The 24988-nt window shown below is 71.5% G+C and carries 22 protein-coding genes; 12 read left to right on the top strand and 10 right to left on the bottom strand.

All coding sequences use genetic code 11. From position 1 onward, the window contains the following. Positions 1 to 12: 12 nt before the first annotated feature. Positions 13 to 1200 carry an MFS transporter gene (locus SCNRRL3882_RS23320; protein WP_010035568.1) on the bottom strand — a complete coding sequence of 396 codons (1188 nt, stop codon included), beginning with the start codon at positions 1198 to 1200 and terminating at the stop codon, positions 13 to 15. A gap of 79 nt (positions 1201 to 1279) precedes the next feature. Here SCNRRL3882_RS23320 and SCNRRL3882_RS23315 point away from each other — a divergent pair, with 79 nt between their 5' ends. The 3 genes from SCNRRL3882_RS23315 to SCNRRL3882_RS23305 all read left to right on the top strand — a co-directional run bounded on the left by SCNRRL3882_RS23315 (position 1280) and on the right by SCNRRL3882_RS23305 (position 3723). Beyond that, complete coding sequence (locus tag SCNRRL3882_RS23315) at positions 1280 to 2275, top strand: winged helix-turn-helix domain-containing protein (RefSeq protein ID WP_010035569.1); 996 nt, start codon at positions 1280 to 1282, stop codon at positions 2273 to 2275. Next, positions 2272 to 2775 (top strand): glutathione peroxidase, encoded by a 504-nt coding sequence (locus SCNRRL3882_RS23310; protein ID WP_010035571.1) that lies wholly within the window; start codon positions 2272 to 2274, stop codon positions 2773 to 2775. Before SCNRRL3882_RS23315 ends, SCNRRL3882_RS23310 begins: the two co-directional genes overlap by 4 nt. 69 nt (positions 2776 to 2844) lie before the next feature. After that, positions 2845 to 3723, top strand: a complete 879-nt coding sequence (locus SCNRRL3882_RS23305; RefSeq protein WP_010035573.1) for a MerR family transcriptional regulator — start codon at positions 2845 to 2847, stop codon at positions 3721 to 3723. 112 nt (positions 3724 to 3835) lie between these two features. On the opposite strand, the gene SCNRRL3882_RS23300 is transcribed toward SCNRRL3882_RS23305, so the two are convergent. The 3 genes from SCNRRL3882_RS23300 to SCNRRL3882_RS23290 all read right to left on the bottom strand — a co-directional run bounded on the left by SCNRRL3882_RS23300 (position 3836) and on the right by SCNRRL3882_RS23290 (position 6068). Beyond that, positions 3836 to 4027 (bottom strand): DUF397 domain-containing protein, encoded by a 192-nt coding sequence (locus SCNRRL3882_RS23300; RefSeq protein ID WP_010035575.1) that lies wholly within the window; start codon positions 4025 to 4027, stop codon positions 3836 to 3838. 196 nt (positions 4028 to 4223) lie between these two features. Then, the gene (locus SCNRRL3882_RS23295; RefSeq protein WP_010035577.1) at positions 4224 to 5081 is read right to left on the bottom strand and encodes a helix-turn-helix domain-containing protein; all 858 of its coding nucleotides are present in this window, start codon (positions 5079 to 5081) and stop codon (positions 4224 to 4226) included. Positions 5082 to 5312: 231 nt separating this feature from the next. Continuing rightward, on the bottom strand, positions 5313 to 6068 hold the full coding sequence (locus SCNRRL3882_RS23290; RefSeq protein ID WP_010035579.1) for a GOLPH3/VPS74 family protein: 756 nt from the start codon (positions 6066 to 6068) through the stop codon (positions 5313 to 5315). A gap of 236 nt (positions 6069 to 6304) precedes the next feature. Here SCNRRL3882_RS23290 and SCNRRL3882_RS23285 point away from each other — a divergent pair, with 236 nt between their 5' ends. Continuing rightward, entirely contained in the window at positions 6305 to 9247 is a 2943-nt protein-coding gene (locus tag SCNRRL3882_RS23285; protein WP_010035580.1) for a D-alanyl-D-alanine carboxypeptidase, read from the top strand. Positions 9248 to 9412: 165 nt separating this feature from the next. Then, positions 9413 to 11263: an MFS transporter gene (locus tag SCNRRL3882_RS23280; protein WP_029180878.1), complete on the top strand. Its 1851-nt coding sequence runs from the start codon at positions 9413 to 9415 to the stop codon at positions 11261 to 11263. Between the two features lie 10 nt (positions 11264 to 11273). Here the strand turns inward: SCNRRL3882_RS23280 and SCNRRL3882_RS23275 are convergent, their stop codons facing one another. After that, entirely contained in the window at positions 11274 to 12113 is an 840-nt protein-coding gene (locus SCNRRL3882_RS23275; protein WP_010035583.1) for a hypothetical protein, read from the bottom strand. A 77-nt stretch (positions 12114 to 12190) separates the two neighbouring features. Between SCNRRL3882_RS23275 and SCNRRL3882_RS23270 the strand changes: the two genes are divergently transcribed. Further along, the gene (locus SCNRRL3882_RS23270; RefSeq protein ID WP_010035585.1) at positions 12191 to 12976 is read left to right on the top strand and encodes an SDR family oxidoreductase; all 786 of its coding nucleotides are present in this window, start codon (positions 12191 to 12193) and stop codon (positions 12974 to 12976) included. Between the two features lie 126 nt (positions 12977 to 13102). Next, complete coding sequence (locus SCNRRL3882_RS23265; protein WP_010035588.1) at positions 13103 to 14674, top strand: sodium:solute symporter family protein; 1572 nt, start codon at positions 13103 to 13105, stop codon at positions 14672 to 14674. Between the two features lie 180 nt (positions 14675 to 14854). On the opposite strand, the gene SCNRRL3882_RS23260 is transcribed toward SCNRRL3882_RS23265, so the two are convergent. Beyond that, positions 14855 to 15970 (bottom strand): ADP-ribosylglycohydrolase family protein, encoded by a 1116-nt coding sequence (locus SCNRRL3882_RS23260; protein ID WP_010035589.1) that lies wholly within the window; start codon positions 15968 to 15970, stop codon positions 14855 to 14857. 261 nt (positions 15971 to 16231) lie between these two features. On the opposite strand from SCNRRL3882_RS23260, the gene SCNRRL3882_RS23255 reads away from it, so the two are divergent. Both SCNRRL3882_RS23255 and SCNRRL3882_RS23250 read left to right on the top strand, forming a co-directional pair. Continuing rightward, complete coding sequence (locus tag SCNRRL3882_RS23255; RefSeq protein WP_010035591.1) at positions 16232 to 16897, top strand: DUF4097 family beta strand repeat-containing protein; 666 nt, start codon at positions 16232 to 16234, stop codon at positions 16895 to 16897. A 49-nt stretch (positions 16898 to 16946) separates the two neighbouring features. Beyond that, positions 16947 to 17762: an alpha/beta fold hydrolase gene (locus SCNRRL3882_RS23250; protein ID WP_010035594.1), complete on the top strand. Its 816-nt coding sequence runs from the start codon at positions 16947 to 16949 to the stop codon at positions 17760 to 17762. Positions 17763 to 17861: 99 nt separating this feature from the next. On the opposite strand, the gene SCNRRL3882_RS42270 is transcribed toward SCNRRL3882_RS23250, so the two are convergent. Next, positions 17862 to 17996, bottom strand: a complete 135-nt coding sequence (locus SCNRRL3882_RS42270) for a hypothetical protein (RefSeq protein ID WP_267880832.1) — start codon at positions 17994 to 17996, stop codon at positions 17862 to 17864. Positions 17997 to 18177: 181 nt separating this feature from the next. Here SCNRRL3882_RS42270 and SCNRRL3882_RS23245 point away from each other — a divergent pair, with 181 nt between their 5' ends. Further along, positions 18178 to 18693, top strand: a complete 516-nt coding sequence (locus SCNRRL3882_RS23245) for a DUF2165 domain-containing protein (RefSeq protein WP_010035597.1) — start codon at positions 18178 to 18180, stop codon at positions 18691 to 18693. 9 nt (positions 18694 to 18702) lie between these two features. Here the strand turns inward: SCNRRL3882_RS23245 and SCNRRL3882_RS23240 are convergent, their stop codons facing one another. Then, on the bottom strand, positions 18703 to 19263 hold the full coding sequence (locus SCNRRL3882_RS23240; RefSeq protein WP_078602770.1) for a hypothetical protein: 561 nt from the start codon (positions 19261 to 19263) through the stop codon (positions 18703 to 18705). An 83-nt stretch (positions 19264 to 19346) separates the two neighbouring features. After that, on the bottom strand, positions 19347 to 20345 hold the full coding sequence (locus tag SCNRRL3882_RS23235; protein ID WP_010035602.1) for a glycosyltransferase family 2 protein: 999 nt from the start codon (positions 20343 to 20345) through the stop codon (positions 19347 to 19349). 123 nt (positions 20346 to 20468) lie between these two features. Here SCNRRL3882_RS23235 and SCNRRL3882_RS23230 point away from each other — a divergent pair, with 123 nt between their 5' ends. Then, complete coding sequence (locus SCNRRL3882_RS23230; protein WP_010035606.1) at positions 20469 to 20921, top strand: GtrA family protein; 453 nt, start codon at positions 20469 to 20471, stop codon at positions 20919 to 20921. A 32-nt stretch (positions 20922 to 20953) separates the two neighbouring features. Further along, a complete protein-coding gene (locus tag SCNRRL3882_RS23225; protein ID WP_102514848.1) occupies positions 20954 to 22363 on the top strand; it encodes a hypothetical protein in 1410 nt (469 codons plus the stop codon). A gap of 12 nt (positions 22364 to 22375) precedes the next feature. Here the strand turns inward: SCNRRL3882_RS23225 and SCNRRL3882_RS23220 are convergent, their stop codons facing one another. Beyond that, positions 22376 to 24961, bottom strand: coding sequence for a bifunctional FO biosynthesis protein CofGH (locus SCNRRL3882_RS23220; protein WP_010035611.1), 2586 nt, complete (start codon positions 24959 to 24961; stop codon positions 22376 to 22378). Positions 24962 to 24988: the final 27 nt, after the last annotated feature.

The following is a 24988-nucleotide window of genomic DNA, read 5'->3' as shown; positions in this document are numbered from 1 at the left end:
CCTGAGGGAAGCTCACTGTCCTGGCACCGGGGCCATCATCCGCCGCTCCCGCCTCCCCGCCGCCATCAGCGCCAGCGTCACCCCGGCCGACACCGTCGCCATCGCCGTCATCGCCCCCGCCGGGGAGGTCAGTTGGGCCACCGAGCCCGCGAGGGCCGCGGCCACGCCCTGCATCGTGAGCATGCCGGCCGAGTGCAGCCCCAGGGCGTGGCCCGTGAGGGCGTCGGGCGTGAGGTCCACCAGGCGCTCCTGCTGGACGAGGCTCGCGCCGAAGCCGACCGAGGCCAGTGTGACGGCGACCGCCGCGAGCGGCAGCGGGGGCCGGAGCAGGAAGGGCACGTACGGGGCGGCCAGGAGCAGCAGGAGCGGGAAACCCAGGCGGGGGCGCAGTCGCGGTGGGACCAGGCGGCCCACCAGTACGTCCCCGGCCAGCATGCCCAGGGCGGCGCAGGCGAACAGGGTGCCGGCGGAGCCGGGGGCGTAGGAGACGTAGAGCGACTCGCAGCCGACGACCAGGCCGTTGGGGATCCAGAGGGCGAGATAGACCTGGCGGCGGGGTGTGGACGACCAGAGCAGGGCGTTGGCCCGCCACGTCGCCGACACCGAGGGGCGCCCGGCCGTACGGGGCGGGCGGCTGGTCAGGCCGAGGCGGACGACCACGGCCGCCAGACCATAGAGGGCGGCTGCCGCCAGCAGGGAGATCCGCGGGGACAGCAGGGCCACGAGCGCGCCGCCGGTCGCGTATCCGGCGATCTGCATCAGGCCGCTCATCATGTTGAAGACCGAGCGGCCCAGCAGATAGCCGTCCTTGGAGAGGATCTCGTTCAGCAGGCCCCAGCGCACTCCCCCGCCCACCGACTTCGCCAGCCCCATGGCCAGGACGATCGCGAAGAGGGACCAGATCGGCAGGCCGGGCAGGGCCAGGGCCGCCGTGCCCGCCGCGAAGAGGAGGGGCAGGGCGGTGAGGGCCGCGCGCGGGGGCAGGCGGTCGGCCGCCGAGAGCAGGAGCGTCGCGCCCAGGACCTGCACCAGCGACGAGCCGAACATGCTCACCGCGGACAGCAGCGGTGACTCGGTCGCCCGGTACACCAGGGTGCCCAGCGCCAGTCCGCCCATCGTCTGGGCGACCGTCTGCGCCGACGCGGCCAGGAAGAACGGGGTGAACTCGGGGGTACGGAACAGTTCGCGGTAACTGCGCATGGCCCGAGTCTCCGGCCGGCCCGTAGGGCGTGGTTATTGTTTCGCGCAGACGCGAAAGGTCGTGCTCGGGGGGCGGTTCATGGGCTGGTGGCAGGTCAACGCCGACACCCTCGCGGGGAGCCGGTTCGTCCTCTCCCCGCTCGCCGAGACCTTCGCGAGTCTGCGGCTGCTGCACACCGGTGTGGCCACGCACCCCGGCGAACGGCGCTGGCTCGACGCCCACCTGCCCGCCTACCGGCGACGGCTCGCGCGGGACCCGGTCACCGCGCTGCTCGTGCGCTGCGGGCTCGGGCCGGAGTGGATCGCCGACTTCCTCACCCCCACCCCGCGTGCCGGGGAGACCTTCGCGGACGAGGTCGCACGGGTCCGGGAGGCCTCCCCCGAAGCCGCCCGCGCCCATCTCACCGTGTCCCTGCGCGGCCCGCTGCCGCCCCGGCTGGACCGCGACGACCTGCCCGAGCGCGCCGCCGGGCTCCTGGCGTACGTCTGGGAGGAGACCGTGCGCCCGTACTGGCCCCGCCGCCGGCGCGTGCTCGAAGCCGACGTCGCCGGTCGGACCGCGCAGGTGGGCCGGGGCGGCTGGGCGGCGGCGCTGGACGCGCTGCGGCCGGGCACACGGTGGCTGGGCGAGAACCGGTTGCAGGTCAACGCGCACGAGTACCCGCCGCGGGAGATCTCCGGCGCGGAGCTGGTGTTCGTGCCGGTCACCCCGCAGCGGGTCGGCTGGGTGTCGTGGGAGGGCACCGACCGCTACGCCCTGGTCTACCCCTGCGCGGGCGTCCTCGCGGACAGCGGCGGCAGGCCGGTGCCCGCGAGCCTCGCCGCCCTGCTCGGCACCGCCAGGGCCCGTGTCCTCGTCCTGCTGGACACCCCACTGAGCACGAGTCAGCTGGTCGCCGTGACGGGCCAGGGCCTCGGCTCGGTCGGGCGGCATCTGCGGGTCCTGCTGGACGCGGGCCTGGTGGAACGGGGCCGGGCGGGCCGGTCGGTGCTGTACTCACGGACGGCGGCGGGACAGGTTCTGGTGGAAGCCGGAACCGGCCCGGCATCCGCCGGAGTTAGCATCCGCTCATGACGACTAGCAACGGTTCCTCTCCCCTCGACGTCGAGATCGGCGCCCTCCAGGGCGGTTCCGCCGACCTGTCCCAGTACGCGGGCAAGGCGGTGCTCGTGGTGAACGTGGCCTCCAAGTGCGGCCTGACCCCGCAGTACAACGGGCTGGAGAAGCTCCACGAGCGCTATGCCGAGCGCGGCTTCACCGTCCTCGGCGTGCCCTGCAACCAGTTCCTCGGGCAGGAGCCCGGCAGCGCCGAGGAGATCGCCGAGTTCTGCTCGGCGACGTACGGCGTGACCTTCCCGATGACCGAGAAGGTCGAGGTCAACGGCGAGAACCGGCACCCGCTGTACGACCGCCTGACCGGCTTCGCCGACGCCGACGGGCACAGCGGGGACATCCGCTGGAACTTCGAGAAGTTCCTGATCGGCCGGGACGGCGAGGTCGTCGCCCGCTTCTCCCCGCAGACCGAGCCGGAGTCGACGGAGGTCGTGGCGGCGATCGAGGCACAGCTGGCCTGACCCACCCCGGTTGACCTTGCCCCTGGGGCAGGGCCGAGCGTCCTCGTCGTCGGGCGGAGGAGCCGCCCGATGACGGAGGATGCCGTGGTGGACGTACCGGACAGGGAACTGCTCACCATCGGGGCGTTCGCCGCGCGCGCCCGGCTGTCGGCCAAGGCCCTGCGGCTGTACGACCGGCTGGGGCTGCTGTCCCCGGCGTTCGTCGACGAGGCCACCGGCTACCGCTACTACCGTGCCGGCCAGGTCGAACGGGCCCGGCTCGTGGCCATGCTGCGGCAGCTGGACATGCCGCTCGCCCGGATCGCCGAGGTGGTCGCGGCGGGCGACGGGCCGACGGCGGCCGAGCTGCTCGGCGCGTACTGGGCGCAGGTCGAGGCGCGGGTCGCGGGCCAGCGGACGCTCGCCGGCTATCTCCGTGGACGACTGTCGGGGAGGAGCTCCGAGATGTACCAGAAGTTCGCGATCGAGACGGTGGACGTGCCCGAGCAGGTGGTGATCACCGAGAAGCGGCACATTCTGGCGGACGAGCTGCCGGCGTGGATCGGGGCGGCGCTGGGCCGGCTGGAGGAGGCGGCCCGGGAGTGCGGGGGCATGACCGGTGTGCCGTACGTCGCCTACCACGCCGAGGTGTCGATGGAGAGCGACGGCCCCGCCGAGGCGTGCGTGCCGGTCGCCGACGCGACGGCGGCACGTGCCTGGGCGGAACGGCACGGGCGGGCCCGGGGCACGGCGGTGCGGGTGGTGCCGGCCCAGCGGCTGGCGTACACCCGGATCACCAAGGCACAGGTGGCGCACCCGCAGATCCTGGCCGCGTTCGAGGCGGTGGAGGAGTGGATGGCCGCGGAGGGGCTGACGGCGACCGGCCCCTGCCGGGAGCTGTACTTCGCGGACTGGGAGGCGGCGGGCCCCGAGGACCCGGTGTGTGACGTGGCGTTCCCGGTGAGCTGAGCCCAGCAGCCCCACGGGCTTCCCGGGCACAAGCGGAGCCCTCTCGGCAAGGACGGCGAGGCTGGTCGAGAGGGCTCTTTCGGTGGTGCTTGTGCTGTTGTCGAGCCGTGGCTCAGGCCTTGACCGAGGCCACGAAGGCGCTCCACGCGTCGGCGGGAAACGCCAGCTTGGGCCCCTCGGGGATCTTGGTGTCCCCGAGTTCCAGGGCCTCTTCGACGGTCGACCTGACCATCACACAGGCGCCGTTGTTGTTGGTGTAGGAGGACGTCGTCCACGTTTCCGTGGCGCCCAGACGAATTGCCATGTTCGCTCCGTAGCCAGTTGCGTTTACGCCAACCCGTGCTGGTGGTTGGCGTGATCGACGCTACTCGCCAACATCCTCGTCCGGAGCAGTCATTCACTCGACCGGATGGCATATTCCAGGGGAGACTTCCAGTCAGGTGTGTCAGGGGTGTAACATCCCGCGCTTTGCCCGGTGGAAGGCCTCTTCCGGTGGCGGTTCAGCGTGCGTAGTCCTTCGCCAGACGCTCGATGAGCTGCCGCGACTGGTCCACGTTCAGCGACTGCGCGCGCAGGTGCTCGTACATCACCGTGTACTTCTGCACGTCGAGCGGCTTCTCCAGGTACAGGTCGCTGGTCACGCCCTCGATGTACACGACGCTGGAGTCGGCCGCGTCGGCGAACTCCAGGATCGAGTACTGGCCGTTGATACCGGCGTGCGCGCCGACCTCGAACGGCAGCACCTGCACGGTGATGTGGGGCAGCTGGGACATCTCGATGAGGTGCTCCAGCTGCTCGCGCATCACCTGCCGGCTCCCGACGATCCGGTGCAGGGACGCCTCGTCCAGGACCACCCACAGCCGCAGCGGGTCCGTCTCGGCGGTGATCCGGCCCTGCCGGCGCAGCCGGACCTCGACGCGCTTGTCGTTGTCCGCTTCCGAGGCCTCGGGCGAGCCGCCCCGGATGATGGCCTCGGCGTACGCACGCGTCTGCAGCAGACCGGTGATGATCTGGGGTTCGTAGACCCTGAGCGACTCGGCGTCCGTCTCCAGGCCGATGTAGACGCTGTACGGAATGTCCCCGAAGGCGTGCCACCAGCCCTGCTGGCGGGAGTCCTTGGCCATCTGCATCAGCGAGTCGACGATCCGCTGGTCCTCGACCTCGTAGACCCCGCACAGGTCGCGTACGTCGCGCTGGCTGATGCTGCGCCGGCCGTTCTCCAGCCGGCTGATCTTCGACTGGGACACCAGCAGCCGCTCGGCGACCTCTTCGGCCGTCATGCCCTTGAGCTCACGGAGCCTGCGCAGCTCCTGGCCCAGCCGGCGCCGCCTGACGGTGGGATTGACATTGGACGCCACGGGACGTGCACCTCCGGCTGCGTGCCTCTACTTTGCGTATCTGCTGTTGAGCAGACTGCCACCAAGGGGCTTCCTACCGCTGGGAAACGGTGGATATGCGACGGGTACACGCCAGTTCGGGCGGGCACGCCGAGCGGGGCGGGGAGAGTGTGTGCTCTCCCCGCCCCGCTCGGACAGCGGCTCCCGTGACCGGGCTCTGGGGTACTGCGTGGTGCCGTGGGTCGGCGGCGCTCAGTGGGCCACGGCGCGCGCCATGCTTCCGTGGCGCGGCTGCATCGGAACGCCTCGGGCGGGTTCCGCTGCGGACCTGGCTCCGGCGGCGGCCTGACGGCCGGACGGGGCCGGGCTGCGGCGCGGCTGTGCCGCCACGCCGTTCTGGACGTCCATCACGGCGTGCGCGACGAGACCGCCCATGGGGTCGTGCCTGATCAGGTCCCGCAGCCGGGACCGAGAGGAACGCCCCTCGTTGCCCGGATACAGGTGCTTGCCGAGTCCGACCGCGTGGGCCAGGGCGGCGAGCGCGGCGGTCCGCGGGTCCGGCGGTACGCCGGTGCGGATCGCCGAGTCCAGCCGGGCCCTGATCTCCCGGCTGATCTCCGTGTCCGTCGCCTGGTAGCGAGTCGTCGGCAGCACTCCGCACATCTGGCCCGCCACGGCATGCACCATGCCGCACCGCTCCAGATGCGAGAGGTAGGTCTGGCGGAGCCCGAGACGCGGCCCGCCAATCCAGTTCACTGCCCGCACGGGAGCGCCGCGCCTACGCAGCAGCTCCAACGCGCAGTCCAACGTTGGATCTCCAGTCGGCCGTGGTACAACCACGGCGATACGATCCCCGTCTGGGGCTATCCGTCCGGCCAGCGCCAGCTCCACTAGCTGTGCTCCGGCCAGACCGAGGTCGAGCGACTGCGGCTGCGCAGTGGTACCCGTGGTCGGGTCCAGTGCCAGCAACAGAAGCTCCTCCGGAAGTGTTCTGCGGCTCCTGCCCATCCATGCCTCCCCGCGTGGATGAATGACAGGGTGACCCCTCTCACATTGGTCTGTCGAGGGTGCGTGACCGGTTCGTAGTGGAACCAGTAGGTATGTCGTTCTCGTCTACCGGATGGGTTCGGTCCGCGCACAGGACACTGGTACATGGTTCGGACAGCGCCTGGAGCGGTGTCACGGGCGGCGGTTCACGGTTCGGTACGCGCACGCGGGGAGTGCGGCGCGAGGAGGAGGCATCGGTGGCGGGCGAGTCCCCCGACAGGTCGAAGCAGCGCGAGTCGTCGGCAGAACCGACGTCGGGGAGCGCGAGTCCGGTTCCCGAGGCCAGGAGCGAGGCCCCACCCCGGCGCGACCCGCGCCTCGCGGTGGCCCGGGACGCGGAGAGGTCCGCGAAGCGCGGGGGTGCCGACACGGCGACCCGCGTGCTCTCCACCCGAACGGCGGAGCAGCCGGCCGACGCCGGGCGGGGCGCCGGTGAGGCGGATGCCCCGGGCGCGGACGACACCGGGCGGGACGCGGGCCGGGCGGACTCGGTGGACGCCGGGCAGGGCGCCGGTGACGCGGGCGCCACGGCCGACTCCGGGCGGGACGAGAGCGACGCGAGCGGCGGAGGGACGTCGGCCGACGCCGAGCAGGACGCGGCCCAGGCGGACTCGGCGGCGGACGCCGGGCAGGACGCCGGTGACGCGGGCGCCACGGCCGACTCCGGGCGGGACGAGAGCGACACCGGCGTCGAGGGGGCGTCTGCTGACGCCGAGCAGGGGGCCGACGACGCGGGTGCCGCGGGGCAGGACGAGAGCGACGCGAGCGGCAAGGGCACGGCGGCCGGCGCCGAGCAGGGCGAGAGCGACGCCGGCGCCGAGGACTCGGCGGCCGACGGGTCCCAGGAGTCTGCGCAGGAGCCGGTGAAGGGCTCCGGCGAGTCTTCGGGGGCGGCGGGGACTTCGGCTTCCGCCAAGTCCTCGGAGGCTGCCAGGTCCTCGGAGCCTGCCGAGTCGTCCGAGCCTGCCGAGTCGGCCGAGCCCGGCGACTCCTCGGAGCCTGCCGAGTCCTCCGGCTCCGGGGAGCGGGGGGACGACGCCGGCGCCGGTGACGGGCGGCTGCGGGACGCCGTGGCCGCGTGGGTCGCGTCGGCCGACCGGGACGAGAAGCCCTCGTCAGCCAAGGACGCCGACAAGGGCTCTGGGAGCGGCCAGGAGGCGGCTGAGCGGGCGGAAGAGCCCGCAGAGGCCGCAGAGACCGATACGGACGCCCAGAAGCCTGCGAAGCCTGCTGGGGCCGACACGGACGCCCGGGACGACCGAGCGGCCGAAGACACGGACGAGGACGCCGAGGCCGCCGCCGGCGTCCAGGACCGGCCGGAGACCGAAAGCGCGGACGAGGGTGCCGAGGTCGGTGCCGATGACCGGGGCGGGAAGGACGGTGCCGACGAGCCTGAGGCGGACCGTTCCGCCACCGGCGGCGGCACGGGCGCTTCCGAGGCCGACTCGGCCACCGGCACCACCGCCGACGACACCGACGACACCCAGGGCACCGAAGCCGACGACACCCGCGGCAGCGCGGACGAGGCCCCCGGGTCGGACGACACCGACTGCGGCAAGGGCGACGCCGGGCCCCCCGTCGACCAGCCCACCGCCGTCTTCAAAGCCGTACGGCCCCCGGTCGATCAGCCGACCACCATGCTGAAGCTCGGCGGGGCCGCCAAGGACGCCAAGGACGCGCCCGAGAAGGACGCCGAGCGGACCAGCAAGTTCGTCGCGCTCAAGCCGCTGGACGATCCGTCGACGCGGAAGCCGGCGTCCGGCGCACAAGCCGGACAGGCCCCTGCGCCCGCCCCGGCCGACGCCACCGCCCCCGTGCCCACCGTCGGCCCGGAGCGGACCACCCAGCAGCCCCTGCCGCCCCGGCCTCCGCTGGATCTGCTGGCCGAGCTGACGAACACCCCGCCGCCGCCGGACACCCCGCTGCGGACGGCCGTGCGGCGGGTGAAGATCTGGACGCCGCTGGTACTGCTGCTGGTGGTCCTCCTCGGCGTCGTGCAGAGCGTGCGCCCCCTGCCGGCGCCCACCCTCGACCTCACCGCCGAGGACAGCTACACCTTCGAAGGCGGCAAGGTCGACATCCCCTGGCCGGCCAAGGGCCAGGCCGCGCTGGACGTGCAGGGCATCGGCACGTTCGGGTCGTCCGGCGAGCAGAAGCCCGTGCCGATCGCGAGCGTCGCCAAGGTCATGACCGCCTATCTGATCCTCCGCGAGCACCCGCTCAAGAGCGGTGAGGACGGGCCGAAGATCGAGATCGACCAGGCCGCCGAGGACCAGTCCGACGCCGGCCAGGAGTCCACCGTCGACGTCACCAAGGGCGACAAGATCAGTGAGCGGGAGGCCCTGGAGAGCATCCTGATCGCTTCCGCGAACAACGTGGCGCGGCTGCTGGCCCGCTGGGACGCGGGTTCCGAGAAGGCGTTCGTGCAGAAGATGAACGACGCCGCCAAGGACCTCGGCATGAAGAACACGACGTACACCGATCCGTCGGGCCTGAACAACACCACCGTGTCCACGGCCGTGGACCAGGTGAAGCTCGCCAAGGCGGCCATGCAGCAGCCCGCCTTCCGCGAGGTCGCCGCGATGATGTCGTACGTCGACTACAAGGGCGTCAAGCACGACAACTGGAACCGCCTGGTCGGCTCCAACGACGTCACCGGCATCAAGACCGGCACCACCACCTCGGCACTCGGCAACCTCGTCTTCTCGGCGAAGAAGGACGTCAACGGCGAGACGCGCCGGATCGTCGGCGCCGTGGTGCGCCAGCCCGCCGGCGGCCCGGACAACACCATCCTGGGCGCCGCGCTCTATGAGGGCGACCGGCTGATCAAGGCCGCGCAGGGCGCGCTGGAGTCGGCGACGATCCTGAAGAAGGGCGATGTCGTCGGGTACGCGGACGACGGTCTCGGCGGCCGTACGCCGGTCGTCGCCACCGAGGACGTCACGGCCGTCGGCTGGGCGGGCCTGTCCGTCAAGCTGACGTTCGCCGCGGACGAGCTGCCGCACCAGGCGAAGGCCGGCACGAAGGTGGGCACGCTCACTGTCGGTGACGGCAGCACCAGCGCGGTCAAGGTCCCGGTCGCCCTCCAGAAGGACCTCGTGGAGCCGGGCTTCGCGGACAAGCTCACCCGCCTCGGCTGAGCCGGGGCGCGAGCCCGCACCACCGCGCCCCGCCGGTGACGGCCCGTAATCCGGGCGCCGCCCGGCGGGGTGCGTGCTAGCGTCCCGAATCGGGACAGGTCGCCGTCGCGGCGGCGCGGCGGCGGAAGCCGAGAACAGAAGACGGGACACGGGGAGTGCCTTCGAGTGGCCACTGCGGAGCCGACACGCGCAGACGACGCCGATCCGGGCTCGGTATCAGGCACGCGAATACGCCTGCCCGAAACGCCGGAAGTCGGGGCGCCTGAAGACGACGGGGCGCGGTTCGAGTGGCCGGCCCCCGTACTGACGCTGCGTGAGCGCATGCTGCGCCATCCGGTCCTGTCCATCACAGGTCTCGCCGGAGCGCTCCACGTCCTCTGGTTCTTCACGTTCGCGAACAGCGGCGGCGATCTGGCCGCGCAGGACGCCTGGGCCGAGTTCGTCGGCCGGCACCCGGACTCGGCGTACAACCTCGCCTGGTACGGCGGGATGCACCCGGTGTCGTACAGCGTGGTGTCGCCGTATCTGATGTCGGTGCTCGGCGTGCGGACGACGATGATGATCGCGGGGACGGTCTCGGCGGGGCTGCTGACCCTGCTCCTCCTGCGCAGCCGGTCCGTCCGCAACCCCCTGTGGGCGTCGCTGGCCGGTGTGTTCGGGCTGTTCTGCAACGCGGTGTCCGGGCGGGTGACGTTCGGCCTGGGCATGATGTTCGCGCTCGGTGCGGTCGCGGTCGTGTTCTGCTGGCCGTACCGGTGGCGTTACAAGCGCTGGGCGAAGGCCCTGTGCGCGGCGCCGCTGGCCGCGCTGGCCACCATGGCGTCACCGGTCGCGGGTCTGTTCGTGGGCCTGGTCGCGGCGGCGCTGTTCCTCCAGAAGCGGCGGCCGGGCGCGTGGGCGCTGGGGCTGGCGCCGAGTGCGGTGGTGGCGGTGTCGGCGTGGCTGTTCCCGTTCTCGGGGACGCAGCCGATGACGATCGGCTCGGTGCTGCTGCCGCTCGCGTACTCGGTGCTCGTCTTCGCCCTCGTGCCGAAGGACTGGACGACGGTCCGGCTGACGGCCGCGGTGTACGGGCTGGGTGTCGTGCTGGTGTGGCTGGTCAGCTCCCAGATCGGTTCGAACATCACGCGGCTGGCGATGCTGTTCGCCGGGGTCGCGCTGGTCGCCGCGCTGCCGTTCACGGTGCCGCACAGCCGCAGGTGGTACGCGGCCGTCGTCGCGCTCGTCGGCTTCGGCGGATGGATCGGCTTCAAGACGGTGGACGACATCGTGCACACGGCCCCGGCGGCGTCCTGGTCGCGCGAGCTGGCGCCGCTGGTGAACGAGTTGCAGGAGGTCGGCGCCGAGAAGGGCCGTGTGGAGGTCGTCCCCGCCCGCTCCCACCGCGAGGCCTCCGCCCTCGCCCCCTACGTCAACCTGGCCCGCGGCTGGAACCGGCAGGCCGACATGGAGCGCAACCCCCTCTTCTACGACGACACGCTCAACTCGGCGAACTACCACGAGTGGCTGAAGCGCTGGGCGGTGCACTACGTGGTGCTGCCGAAGGACGAGCCGGACGGCGACGGGGGTCAGCGGGAGCGGGCGCTGGTGCGGCGCGGGCTGCCGTACCTGACCCAGGTCTGGGGCGACGCCAACTGGCAGCTGTTCAAGGTGACCGACCCCACCCCGCTGGCCGAGCCGAACGCGGTGGTCGACCGGGCCGAGCAGGGCGAGATGATCCTCCAGGTGCGGAAGGCGGGCCGGATCCTCGTCCGTATCCCGTACTCGCCCTGGCTGAGCATCGTCGACGCGGAGGGCAAGAGCCTGAAGCCACCGCAGGAGACGGAGGCCTCCAAGAAGCGTCCCGAGGGCGAGCCGAAGACGTACGTCAACGTCAACGGCTGCCTGGCGGAGACGGAGGAGGACGAGAACGGCGACCGGTGGACGGTGCTGGTCGCGCCGAAGCCGGGCACCTACCACCTGGCGGCGCCCTACCAGCTGCCCCGGGGTACGCCGTGCCCGGAGGAGCTGCGCTGACCCCGGGCTCTCAGCGGAGCCGGTCGACGTACCGGTCCGTTCCCGGCACCGTCGGGACGAAGGGCGCGACCAGCTCCACCCGCCCGAGCCCGGATTCGCCGACGGCCGTGTCCAGGCCGGTGAAGAAGGCCTCCCAGCACTCGCGCGGGTCGGTCTGGAGGAACCACAGCAGCGTCAGCCGGGTGTCGACGCCCTCGACCTGCTTGACGTAGGTCATCCGGTCGCCGGGGAGCGGGGTCGGGCGGAAGACGGTCACGAGCGCCGCCGGGGAGCCCGCGAGCCGCTTGGGCAGGTGGCGGGAGCGCAGCCACTCCAGCAGCCTCGGGCGGTGCTCGGGCGTGCCGGCCTCGACGACCTGGAGGACCAGGCCGGCGTAGGGGTGGTCGAGGGCGTGGACGTCGCGCGGGCCCGCCGCCCCGTCCCGGTAGACCGTCGCCTCGTGGTCCTGGAACGCCGTGAGGACGTGGGTGCGGTCGTGGTAGACGCGGCCGTCGCGGTTGAGGCGCTTGTTGACGGCGACCGTCCAGCGCATGTGGTCGTCGTAGCGGCCGTCGGTGATCCAGTACGTGGAGAGGTAGCAGCCCGTGGTGACGGGCCGGGCGACCGCCGACTTCTCGGGGTAGCGCAGGAGTTGCAGGTCCCGGGTGGCCACCCAGCGGCGGCCGGCGTACATCCAGGGCATGGCCATCGCGCCGGCGTAGTAGTGGTCGTCCTCGTACCAGCGGTTGTAGGCGTACTCGTGGCCCGGGTGCGGTTCGACCAGGGTGATCAGGGCGTGGCCGGGGTGGGTGCCGTAGGGGCCGACGGCGGCCAGTTCGGCGTACAGCTCGCTGCGGGTGTCGTCGCTCATGCCCTTCCCCTCTCGTGGCGGCTCGCTCATACTCTGACGCTCCGTCAGATGATGCGCCAGGGTTCCGGGAGGCTTCGATGTCACTGCTCGCGGGGAAGACGGTCGTCGTGTCGGGGGTCGGGGCCGGGCTCGGGCGGCAGGTCGCGGCGGCCGTCGTACGGGACGGTGGCCGGGCCGTGCTCGGGGCCCGTACGGAGGCGAACCTGGCGAAGACGGCGGCCGAGCTCGATCCGGACGGGTCGCGGACGGCGTACCGGGCGACCGACATCGCCGACGAGGCCCAGTGCGAGGCGCTGGCGGGGCTGGCGCGGGAGCGGTTCGGGCGGATCGACGCGGTGGTGCATGTGGCCGCGCTGGACAGCCACTTCGGCGGTCTGCAGGACGCGGACTTCGAGACCTGGCGCGCGGTGCTGGACGTGAACCTGCTGGGCACGCTGCGGATGACCCGTGCGTGCCTGCCGTCGCTCAAACAGGGCGGCGGGTCCGTCGTGTTCATCGGGACGCAGTCGGCCGTCGCGGCTCCGTCACAGGTGCGGCAGGCGGCGTACGCGGCGTCGAAGGGGGCGCTGACGAGCGTGATGTACTCGCTGGCGCGCGAACTCGGGCCGTACCGGATCCGGGTCAACACCGTGCTGCCGGGCTGGATGTGGGGCCCGCCGGTGCGGGCGTTCGTACGGCTCACGGCGCAGACCGAGGGCGCGTCCGAGGCGGCCGTTCTGGAGCGGCTGACGGGGCGGATGGCGCTGCCCGAGCTGGCCACGGACACGGATGTGGCCGACGCGGCGGTGTTCCTGGCGTCGGACCGGGCCCGTTCCATCACCGGACAGTCGTTGCTGGTCAACGCGGGAGAGCTGATGCGTTGAGTTCAGATAGCTGAACCAAGGCCAGCACGTCGAACATCTTTACCTCCCTTTGACCCTACGCTCACTTGTCGTGTTCACGCGACAGCGCCCACGATGAGCGCCGGGCTGATCCCTGGGAGGGCGCACATGAACGGTCTCGACTGGGCCGTGCTCATCGGCTACTTCGCCGTGATGGTCGCGATCGGCGTCTGGTCGCACAAACGCGTGGACAACGTCAGCGACTTCTTCACCGCGGGCGGCAAGATGCCGTGGTGGCTCTCCGGCATCTCCCACCACATGTCGGGCTACAGCGCGGTGATGTTCACCGGGTACGCGGGCATCGCCTACACCTACGGCGTCACGTCCTTCGTCACCTGGTCCTTCCCGATCGCCCTCGGCATCGCCATCGGGTCGAAACTGTTCGCGCCGCGCATCAACCGGCTCCGCTCGCGACTCCATGTGGCCTCCCCGCTGGAGTACCTGAAGAACCGTTACGACCTGAAGACCCAGCAGGCGCTGGCCTGGTCCGGCATGCTGCTGAAGATCGTGGACGTGGGCGCGAAGTGGGCGGCGATCGCGACGCTGCTGTCCGTCTTCACGGGGATCTCCCTCAACCAGGGCATCCTCATCACCGGCGGCATCACCGCGGTCTACTGCACCATCGGCGGCCTGTGGGCGGACGCGCTGACCGAACTCGGCCAGTTCGTCATCCAGTTGCTGGCCGGCGTCGCGATGTTCGTGGCGGTGTTCGTACGCCTCGACGACCACGGCGGCTTCTTCGGCGTGTGGGACTCCCCCGAGCTCCAGGGCCACGAGAAACCGCTGGTCGGCCCGTACGGCACGGTCTTCCTGCTCGCGTTCCTCTTCATCAAGCTCTTCGAGTACAACGGCGGCATGCTCAACCAGGCCCAGCGCTACATGGCCACGCCGAACGCCAAGGAGGCCGAGCGGTCGGCCCGGCTGTCGGCGATCCTCTGGCTGGTCTGGCCGCTGGTGCTGTTCTTCCCCATGTGGATGTCCCCGCTGCTGGTCGAGTCGCAGAAGGCCGACGGCTCCGACTCCTACGCCCTGATGACCGAACAGCTCCTGCCGCACGGCCTGCTGGGTCTGGTCATCGTCGGCTTCTTCTCGCACACCATGGCCATGTGCTCCTCGGACGCCAACGCCATCGCGGCCGTGTTCACCCGGGACTGCGCGCCGGTGATCTGGGCACGGGCACGGGCCTGGAACCAGAGCCAGGGCCTGCGCGTGGCCCGTGTCGCGACGGTCGTCTTCCTCGGTCTGTCCATGGCGGCGGCGACGCAGGTCAACTCCCCGGCGTTCAAGGACATCATCACGGTCGTCATCAAGTGGGTGGCCGGTCTGATGGGTCCGATGGCGATCCCGATGATGCTGGGCCTGCTGCGGGCGTTCCGCCGCTCCGGCCCGACGGCCGCCCTCGTCAGCTGGTCGATGGGCCTGCTCGCCTTCTGGCTCGTGAACTACCCGATCAACTGGAACGTCGAGGGCGGCGTGCCGCTCCAGTACCAGGTGTCGATCCCGCTGGCGGTGTCGCTGGTCCTCTACGTCCTCGTCGGCTACATCAAGCCGGAGGACACCCCGGAGCGGCTGGCGCTCATCGAGAAGATCAACACAGACGGGGACGGGGCGGCGTCGGCCGCGATCCCGGCGCCGGCCGGGGCGGCGGACGGCGTGGTGGGGGCGGCGCGCAAGGAGTAGCGGCCGACTCGGCTGCGGGCAGCCCGTGCCGCTCGGGGCGGCACGGGCGGGCGCAGCGGCACCCCGCTACGCCGGGCTGCGCAACACCCCGGCTCAGCACACCCCCCGAGTCTCAAACACTCCGGCCGCTTACGAACGCCGGGAGGGGCGGTCGTCCTACGCGGGCGGGCGCCCTGCGGTTCACGCCCGGGGGTAGCGCGCCAGCCATCCCGGGGACGCGCCCGCCGGGCTGTGCAGGGCCGGGCCCTGGGTCATCTCCATGGCGAAGTCGTCGGCCAGTTCCAGGATCGTGGGACGGCCCTCCAGCTCGGCCAGCCAGGCCGGGGGGAGGGCCGTCTCGCCGTGCAGGGCACCGAGCAGCGCGCCCGTCAGCGCGCCGGTGGCGGCGGAGGGACCGTCGTGGTTGACGGCGAGGGTCAGTCCGTGCCGGACGTCGGCGGCGACGAGGGCGCAGTACACGGCGGCGCCGACGAGGCTCTCCGCCGTACCGGCCCCGCACAGCTGTGCCACGCGCTCGGGCCCGGGCAGCCCCTGCCGCACGGCACCCAGCGCGTGCTGGAGCGCGTCCGACACGGGCTGGTGCCCGGGCCGGGCGGCCAGCAGCGCGAAGCCCCGCTGCACGGCACCGTCGAGACTCTCCCCGAGCGCGAGGGCGTGCACGATCACCGCGTACGCGCCGGCCGCGAGATACGCCGTGGGATGACCGTGGGTCTGCGCCGCGCACTCCACCGCGAGCTGGACGACGAGCTGCGGCTCCCAGCCCACGAGCAGCCCGAACGGAGCGGACCGGGCGGCGGCCTCGGGCCCGAGCTCACCGGGGTTCTTGGGCGCCTCGGGGGTCCCCATGGTCTCGTCGGCGAGCCCGAGGAGCAGCGCGCGGCTCGGATCCCTGCGCGCGTACAGCCACTCCTCCCGCGCGAGCCACCCGTCGTCCTTGCGCCGCTCGTCGGGCCCCCAGTCCCGCTGGGTGGCGGCCCAGCGCAGGTAGGCCCGGTGCAGGTCGGTCGGCGGGTGCCAGGCGCCGGTGTCCCGCCGCACCTGGGCCCGGATCAGCCCGTCCACGGAGAACAGGGTGAGCTGGGTGAGGTGGGTGACGGCACCGCGTCTGCCGAAGGCGGGAGCCAGATCGACCAGCCCCTCCGCCCCGTACGCCTCCCTGATCCCGTCGATGCCCAGCCCGTCCACGGGCGCGCCCAGCGCGTCCCCGACGGCCAGCCCGAGCAGGGTGCCCCGCACCCTGCTGCGAAAGTCCTGCTGCTCCGTACGCCCCCAGACGGCACCGGCAGTCGCACCCACCTTGACCTCCCAGGGACCGTCCATACGTACGACAGCTCAGCACTGTAATCGAACGGGCGGGGTGGGCCTCCAGTAGTGCGTTCACTTTCTATCCATTGCAACGATCACGCCTCAGTCGTTGCTTTGATTCTTGAGCCATTGCAACGATTACTTGCCATTGACCTGCAGGAATAGGAAACAAATGCCGTGATAATGTTGCCTCATCCTCGAACGCAACGTAGCTTTTCCATCGTTCGAAACAACGAGTCCGAGGAGAGCACGATGCAGAAGTTCGACACCCCCGCCCCGATCACCGCCGTCCTCGACATCCCGGCCGGACGCGTCCAGTTCATCGCCGCGGACCGCGCCGACACCACCGTCGAGGTTCTGCCCGCCGACCCCTCCAAGGGCCGCGACACCAAGGCCGCCGAGCAGACCACCGTCGCCTACGCCGACGGCGTCCTGCGGATCAGGGCCTCGGCTGCCGGCAACCAGCTCATCGGCCCCTCCGGGGCCGTGGAGGTCACGGTCCGGCTGCCCGTCGGCTCCCACGTGGAAGCCAAGGCCGACAGCACCGAGCTGCGCGGCGTCGGGCGGCTCGGCGACGTCGCCTTCGAGGGCGCGTACCGCCGGATCAGGATCGACGAGGCCGCGAGCGTCCGCCTCACCGCGGTCGACGGCGACGTCGAGGTCGGCAGGCTGGGCGGCCCGGCGGAGATCAGCACCGCGAGGGGTGACATCCGGATCGCCGAGGCCCTGGGCGGCACGGTCGTGCTCCGCACCCGGTCCGGTGACATCTCGGTCGTCGCCGCCGCCGGTGTCTCGGCCGCCCTGGACGCCGGCACCGACCACGGCCGCGTCAGCAACTCCCTCAAGAACGACGGCACCACCGCACTGGACATCCGCGCCACCACCTCGCACGGCGACATCACCGCCCGCAGCCTCTGAACGAGCAGCGCCAGAACTGTCCGGCCGAGCCCACCACCAGGGGGAACACATGACGAAGAACCGCACGTCCGCGACCGGTTCGACCTGGACCGGCATGGTGCCGGTCGACGACACGGCCCTGGCCGTCACCGACACCGGCGGCCCCGGGATCCCGGTGGTCTACCTCAACGGCCAGTTCGCCACCCAGGGGTACTGGCGGCGGGTCGTCGCCGAACTCGGGACGGGGTGGCGGCACCTCACCTACGACGAGCGGGCCCGCGGCAGGTCGAAGCGTTCGGCGGACTACTCCTTCGAGGCCGCCGTCCGGGATGTCGACGCCGTTCTCGCGGCCCGGGGCGTGGACCGGGCGCTGGTGGTCGGCTGGTCCTACGGGGCGGTCGTCGCGGCGCACTGGGCCGACCGGAACCCGGAACGCGCCGTGGGGGCGGTGCTGGTCGACGGCGCGTTCCCGTACGACTGGCTGGACGAGGCCATGGAGCAGCGCATCCGGAAGCTGTTCCGGCGGCTGGGCTGGTTCATGCCGCTGCTGCGCCCGACGGGCCTGACCCCGCGGATGACGGCCGCACAGCAGGCCGACAGCAACATCGAGCTCGGCAGGCTGTCCCGGGAGGGCGAACTGGGTCCCGTGCTGGAAGGGATCACCGTCCCGGTGCGGTACGTGGTCGCTTCGGGAACCTCTTTCGGCAGCCGCGGTGACGAACAGGAACGGATCCGCGCCGGCCTCGACGCGGTGACCGCGCAGAACCCGAACATCCGGATCGCCGCGAAGGTCACCAGCAACCACGGCGCGATCCTCAAGAAGGACTTCCGGGCCGTCGCCGATGCCGCACGCGAGGTCGCGGCCCTCGACGGCGGGGGACGCTGAAGCCGTCGTCCGTCTCAGGTGCTGGCGCAGAGTGCCGTGTCGAGCGCTGTGCCACTCGGTGCCGTCCACGCGCACGGCGGTGCCGAAACGGGGTCGGCATCAGTCCTGGACCGGGGCCGTTTCCATGACCACGTCGCCTTCACCGGCCTCGTCGCGCTCCTTCTTCAGGGCGAGTTCCTCGGCCAGCCTTTCCGAGTACAGCCTCATTTCTGCTTCTTTGCGCTCGTCGAACACGGAACCTCCTTTGAATACAGGGGAGTTGAGGGCGAAAAATGACTGAAAAGGTGACTCGAAGATTACCCCGCCATCAGGTATGACGTCACGGTCGAGTTACGTCCGCACACAGGTAATTCGCACGCTGTTCACTCGGCGAGAAGCCCGTTCAGCCGATGCTCAAGATGGAAGAATGATCGGCATGGCCACCTCCCCCACCTCACGCCGCGGCGCGCTGCCTGTCGCCGCCGCCCTGCTGACCGCCTCCGTCGCCCTCTACATGGCGCTGGTCGCGTTCGGGAACATCACCGACTTCGGGACCAACCAGCAGTTCGTCCGTCATGTTCTCGCCATGGACACCACGTTCAAGGACGAGGACCTGATGTGGCGGGCCATCACCAGTACGGCACTTCAGGACACCGCCTACGTCCTGATCATCGTCTGGGAGACCGTCGCCGCGCTCGTCCTCATATACGGGACCTGGCTGTGGGCCAGACGGGATCAGCAGCAGGCCCGGCGGATGTCCACCTACGGGCTGCTGATGGTGCTGCTGCTGTTCGGCGCCGGGTTCATCGCGATCGGCGGTGAGTGGTTCTCCATGTGGCAGTCGAAGAGCTGGAACGGGCTGGACGCGGCGACCCGGGTGTTCCTGTTCAGCGGGCTCGTGCTGATCGTCAACCACCTGCCGTCCCCGCGGACGGAGACCACGACCACCTGATCCCGGCCGCTACTTGACCACGGTCACCGTCGTACCGACCGTGCCGAACGCCCACAGCGCCGTGCCGTCCGCCTTCCGCATCCTGACTCCGCCCGTCTTGGCGCCCGGGTCGGCGGGAGGCGGCGAGGCGCCGTCGACCGCGTTGGAGAAGGCGACGGAGACGCCGGACTTCGCGGCGAAGTACATGATGTGCTCGATCTGGACGCCGTCCGAGCCGGTCGTGGCCGCGTTGCGGGACGACACCGAGTAGGTGCCGGGGTCGGGGCTGACCGTGCCCGGCCAGACGGTGAACGTGCGGCGGGTCGCCTCGCTCGCGTCGACCAGCCACACCCGCTTCTCGCCGAGGGAGTAGACGATGCGCCGGCCGGTGCCGGAGCCGTCGGGCACCCGGGCCGGGACGGACGCGGTGGGGGTGGGCCGCACGCCCGCCGACGCCGAGGTGCTCGGCTTGGCCGAGGTGGCGGTGGGGTGCGGGCCCCGGTCCGCCTGCACGGCCAGGACCGTCACCGCGGCTATCGCTCCCACGGTCAGCCCGGTCACCCAGGCCCACGAAGGAAGTCGGGCAGGCACGGGCACGCATCTCCTCAGTCACGGGACCCCGCACAACCGGGGTTCCGATCATCGTACTGCGAGCCCGCTTCCCCCCGGACGGCTCAGGGGCCGTCGGCGGTTTTCCGGACCGGTACGGGGCCGGTGCCGACTCCGTGGGCGGTGTAGCGAGGGGTGCGGGCGGGGGCCGGATACGCGAGGTGCACGAGCCGGGTCTGCTCCTGCCGCATGTGCGTGAGCGACTCGAGGATGTAGCCCACGAGCAGGACGAGCGCGGCGATGGTCATGATCGCGGCGGCCAGGATCGCCGTGGGGACGCGGGGCACCGTGCCGGTGCGGACGAAGTCGGCGATCACGGGGATGCCGAGGATGACCGAGACCAGGGCCAGGACACCGGCGATCACCGTGTGGACGAGGGAGGGGCGCTCCCGGCGCGCCAGGTCGAGGATGACCCGCAGGATGCGCCAGCCGTCCCGGTAGGTGCGCAGCTTGCTCTCGCCGCCGGCGGGCCGGACCCGGTAGTCCACGACGACCTCCGCCGTGGGGAGACGGAGGTGGAGGGCGTGGATCGTCATCTCGGTCTCGGTCTCGAACTCCCGGGCCAGCGCGGGGAAGGACTTCACGAAGCGGCGTGAGAAGACCCGGTAGCCGCTGAGCATGTCGGTCACGTCGTTGCCGAACAGGGACCGCACGGCCCCGGTGAGCAGCTTGTTGCCGACCGCGTGCCCCGTCCGGTAGGCCCCGTCGTCCGTCACCCGGCGGGCGCCGACGACCTGGTCGTACGGCCCTTCGAAGAGCACGTCCACCATGTCCCGGGCGCGCGAGGCGTCGTAGGTGTCGTCGCCGTCGATGATGAGCAGGGCGTCGGCGTCGACGTCGGCGAAGGCGCGGCGGATGACGTTGCCCTTGCCCTTGCGGGACTCCTGCCGGACGATCGCGCCCGCCGCACGGGCGACCTGCGCGGTGCGGTCGGTGGAGGCGTTGTCGTAGACGTAGACGAGGGCCTCGGGAAGGGCCGCGCGCAGGTCGCGGACCACCTTGCCGACGGCCGCCTCCTCGTTGTGGCACGGCACGACGCACGCGATCGTCGGTTCCACGACCACTCGCCACTCCTCATCTGAGCCGGTGTCGAGATTCCTATATGGGTAAATCATGCGATATGAGCGCGTCCGTGAGGCGGGGGCGCGCCGTGTGGCTACGCTCGCTCTGTGCCGGTTCTCGCCTCTGTGACACGTTCCGTCCGTGACGCCGTACGGGGTATCTGGCGTGAGGCCGCCAAGTTCTCGGTCGTCGGGGCCCTGGCCTTCGTCGTGGACAACGGCGGTTACAACCTGCTGGTCTTCGGCCTGCCCGGCGGAGCCGAGGACGGGCCGATGGGGAACTCCCCCGTCCAGGCGTCCGTCGTCGCGACGGGCGCCGCCGCGCTCTTCAGCTGGGCCGGAAACCGCTACTGGACCTACCGCGACCAGCACCGCGAGAAGGTGTCCCGCGAACTGGGCCTGTTCCTCGTCGCGAACGGCGTCGGTCTCGCCATCACCGCGGGCACGGTCTTCGCGTCCCGGCACCTGCTCGGGCTCGACTCGCCGCTCAGCGACAACACCGCCCGCATCCTCGGCTGGGTGCTCGCGACCCTGTTCCGCTTCTACGCCTACCGGCGCTACGTCTTCGTCGCACCCTGAGCCGTCGGTACCGACCCGCTAGCATCCGGCATATGGGACAAATGCCATGGCTGTCGCGTGCGCTGCGCTGGGTCTGGGGACTGGCCGCCGTCGCCGCGCTCTGCTGTCTGGGCACGATCCTCGTCTTCGCCCCCGGCTATCTGAGTCCCGACAGCCTCGACCAGCTCCGGCAGGCCGAGGGCAAGACGCCCCTGACCGACTGGCATCCGCCCGTGCTGAGCCTGGTGTGGCGGGCGCTCATCGCGGTGACCGGCTCGTTCGCGTCCATGGCCGTCCTCCAGTCCGTCGTCCTCTGGGGAGCGCTCTGGGTGCTGACCTGGTGCGTCTGGGAGCTGACGGAAAGCCGGGCCGGTTCGCTCGCCGTGCTGGGGCTCGGACTGACCCCCTTCGTACTGACGTTCGTCGGTGTGGTGTGGAAGGACGTCCACGCGGCGTTCGCGCTGCTCGCCGCGTGTGCGGTCGCCCTGACCGGGCTGCGGCTGCGGGACGGCCGCACCCGGCCCGCCGTGCGGTGGGGGCTGCTCTGGCTGGGCGTGCTGTTCCTCGCGTACGCCATGCTGGTGCGCAAGAACGCCTTCGTCGCCGCGATCCCCGTCTTCGTCATGCTGGTCCTCGCCCTGTGGCGCGCCCCCGGACGCCGTACGTGGGTGACGTGCACGGCGGCGCTCGTGGCGGCCCTCGTCGTGCCGGCCGCCGCCATCTCCCTGTTCGCGCGGCCCCTCCAGACGAAACAGGGCGCGCAGATCATGCTCGACGACCTGGTCCACGTACTGAAGGTGGAGGAGCTCCGCACGGCGGACGTGTCACCCGAGCTGCGCGACCGCCTCGTGGCCGCGGCGCGGGAGTGCCGGCGCGTCGGCGCCCTGTCGGACGCCTACTGGGCCTGTTACCAGCGCCCCGCGGACGGGCTGCGCGGGGACTCCGGCGAGATCACGTCCCTGTGGCTGCGCGAGATGAGCGGGCATGTGCCGCACTATCTCCAGTACCGGCTGCGGCTCTTCGCGGGTCTGCTGTTCGAGACCGACTACCCGTACAAGGCGGGGGTCAGCCGCAACGACCTGGGCATCGAGGTGGCGCACCCCCGGCTGGAGGACATGCTCGACACGTACGTCACCGGCATGGTCACGGACGTGCGGTGGCTGTTCCGGGGCTGGTTCTGGCTGGCCGTCGCGCTGGTGCTCGCGATCCGCCCCGGCAAGGGCGCCTTCGCGATGCCGGTCCGGGCGCTGGGCATCAGCTCGGCGGCCTACATCCTCGGCTATCTGCCGATCATGCCCGCGACGAACTTCCGCTACCTCTACTGGCCGGTCATCGCCTGCTCCCTCGGCCTCCTGCTGCTCTGGCTCGGGCGGCGCACGCCTCCCCCACGACCGGCACCCCCCGGCGCCACCGCCGACCGCGCCGTGACGGCACGTCAGCCTGCGGACGCCGGGGGCCAGTAGCCGGCCGGCCGCTCAGTCCAGCACCGGCAGCAGCTCCGGCAGGTGTCCGTCCGACGCCCGCGCCGCCCGCTGCCGCTCCTGTGGGACCTCCCCGTACAGGGTGTTCCGGGGCCTCGCCGGGCGGCCCGCGGCGTCGGCCACCGCGATGAGGTCCTTGACCGACTTGTACGAGCCGTACGACGAGCCCGCCATCCGGGAGATCGTCTCCTCCATGAGCGTCCCGCCGAGGTCGTTGGCGCCCGAGCGGAGCATCTCCGCCGCGCCCTCGGTGCCCAGCTTCACCCAGCTGGTCTGGATGTTGGGGATGTACGGGTGCAGCAGCAGCCGGGCCATGGCCGTGACCGCGCGGTTGTCCCGCATGGTCGGGCCGGGCCGGGCGATCCCCGCCAGGTACACGGGCGCGTTGGTGTGCACGAACGGCAGCGTCACGAACTCGGTGAAACCGCCGGTGCGCTGCTGGATGCCGGCCAGGGTGCGCAGGTGCCCGAGCCAGTGCCGGGGCTGGTCCACATGCCCGTACATCATCGTCGAGCTCGACCGGATGCCCAGCTCGTGCGCCGTCGTCACGACCTCGATCCACTCCGCCGCGGGCAGCTTGCCCTTGGTCAGGATCCAGCGGACCTCGTCGTCGAGGATCTCGGCTGCCGTGCCCGGGATGGTGTCCAGGCCGGCCTCCTTGGCCGCCGTCAGCCACTCGCGGACGGACATGCCGGTACGGGCCGCGCCGTTGACGACCTCCATCGGCGAGAAGGCGTGCACGTGCATGCCCGGGACGCGCTCCTTCACCGCCCGCGCGATGTCGAAGTACGCCGTGCCGGGCAGGTCCGGGTGGATGCCGCCCTGCATGCAGACCTCCACCGCGCCGACGTCCCAGGCCTGCTGCGCCCGGTCGGCGACCTGGTCCAGGGAGAGGGTGTAGGCGTCGGCGTCGGTGCGGCGCTGGGCGAAGGCGCAGAAACGGCAGCCCGTGTAACAGACGTTGGTGAAGTTGATGTTGCGGGTGACGATGTAGGTGACGTCGTCACCGACGGCCGACTTCCGTACGTCGTCGGCGACCCGCGCGAGGGCGTCCAGGGCCGGGCCGTCCGCGTGCAGCAGGGCCAGCGCCTCGTCGTCGCTGAGCCTGGTCGGGTCGTCGGCCGCGGTGCGCAGGGCCTGCCGTACGTCGGTGTCGATGCGCTCGGGTGCCATGCCCGGGGCGGCGGCCTCGCGCAGGGCGCCCCAGTCGCCGTACACCTCGTCGAAGTCGTCCCGGCGGTCCGAGGTACGGCCCTCGGAGTCGATCGACGTGTGCAGGTCGGTGCGGCCGGAAGCGACGAAGACCTCCTCCGGCTCCTGCCACGGCAGACCTCGCGGAAGGGCCTCGGGGCGGGCCAGGCCGGTCTCCGGGTCGGCCAGCGCGGCCACGTGCGGGCGCAGCCGCGGGTCCAGCCAGGGCTCACCGCGCCGTACGAACTCGGGGTACACGCAGAGTCGTTCGCGGAGTTCGAAACCGGCGGCCCGGGACTTCTCGGCGAGCTGGTCGATCTGCGGCCAGGGCCGCTCGGGGTTGACGTGGTCGATGGTCAGCGGGGACACCCCGCCCCAGTCGTCGATGCCGGCGCCGATCAGCCGCTCGTACTCGTCGTCGACGAGGTTGGGCGGGGCCTGGATACAGCCCGAGGGGCCCATGAGCAGGCGGGCGACGGCCACCGTGGCGACCAGTTCGTCCAGTTCCGCGTCGGGCATGCCGCGCATCGCGGTGTCCGGCTTGGCGCGGAAGTTCTGGATGATCAGCTCCTGGACGCCGTGGTAGGCCCGGGACACCTTCCGCAGCGCGAACAGGGACTCGGCGCGCTCCTCGTGGGTCTCGCCGATGCCTATGAGGATCCCCGAGGTGAAGGGGACGGAGGAGCGGCCGGCGTCCTCCAGGACGCGCAGGCGGACGGCCGGTTCCTTGTCGGGGGAGCCGTGGTGGGGGCCGCCCGGCTCGGACCACAGGCGGGTCGCGGTCGTCTCCAGCATCATGCCCATGCTGGGCGCGACGGGCTTGAGCCGCTGGAAGTCGGTCCAGGACATGACGCCCGGGTTCAGATGGGGAAGCAGGCCTGTCTCCTCCAGGATGCGGATGGAGATGGCGCGGACGTAGGCGATGGTGTCGTCGTAGCCGTGCGCGTCGAGCCACTCGCGCGCCTCGGGCCAGCGGTCCTCGGGCTTGTCGCCGAGGGTGATGAGGGCTTCCTTGCAGCCCAGGGCGGCGCCCTTGCGGGCGATGTCCAGGACCTCGTCGGGGGACATGAACATCCCGTGCCCGTCGCGGCGCAGCTTGCCCGGGACGGTGACGAACGTGCAGTAGTGGCACTTGTCCCGGCACAACCGGGTCAGCGGGATGAAGACGCTCTTCGAGTACGTGATGACACCGGGCCGGCCGGCCGCCTCCAGGCCGGCGTCCCGCACCCGGGCGGCCGAGGCGGCCAGGTCCTCCAGGTGCGCGCCCCGGGCCTGGAGCAGGACGGCCGCCTCGGCGACGTCGAGGGAGACGCCGTCCCTCGCCCGTTTCAGGGCGCGACGCATGGAGTTCTCGGTGGGGCCGGTTCCGGAGGTCGCGGAAGTCGTCATCCTTCGAGCATACGATCGCCCTGATCA

The organism is Streptomyces chartreusis NRRL 3882, assembly GCF_900236475.1.
GTDB lineage: Bacteria > Actinomycetota > Actinomycetes > Streptomycetales > Streptomycetaceae > Streptomyces > Streptomyces chartreusis_D.
Note: the sequence above shows the minus strand (reverse complement) of the source record. Positions and strands in the feature narration are given on the sequence as shown.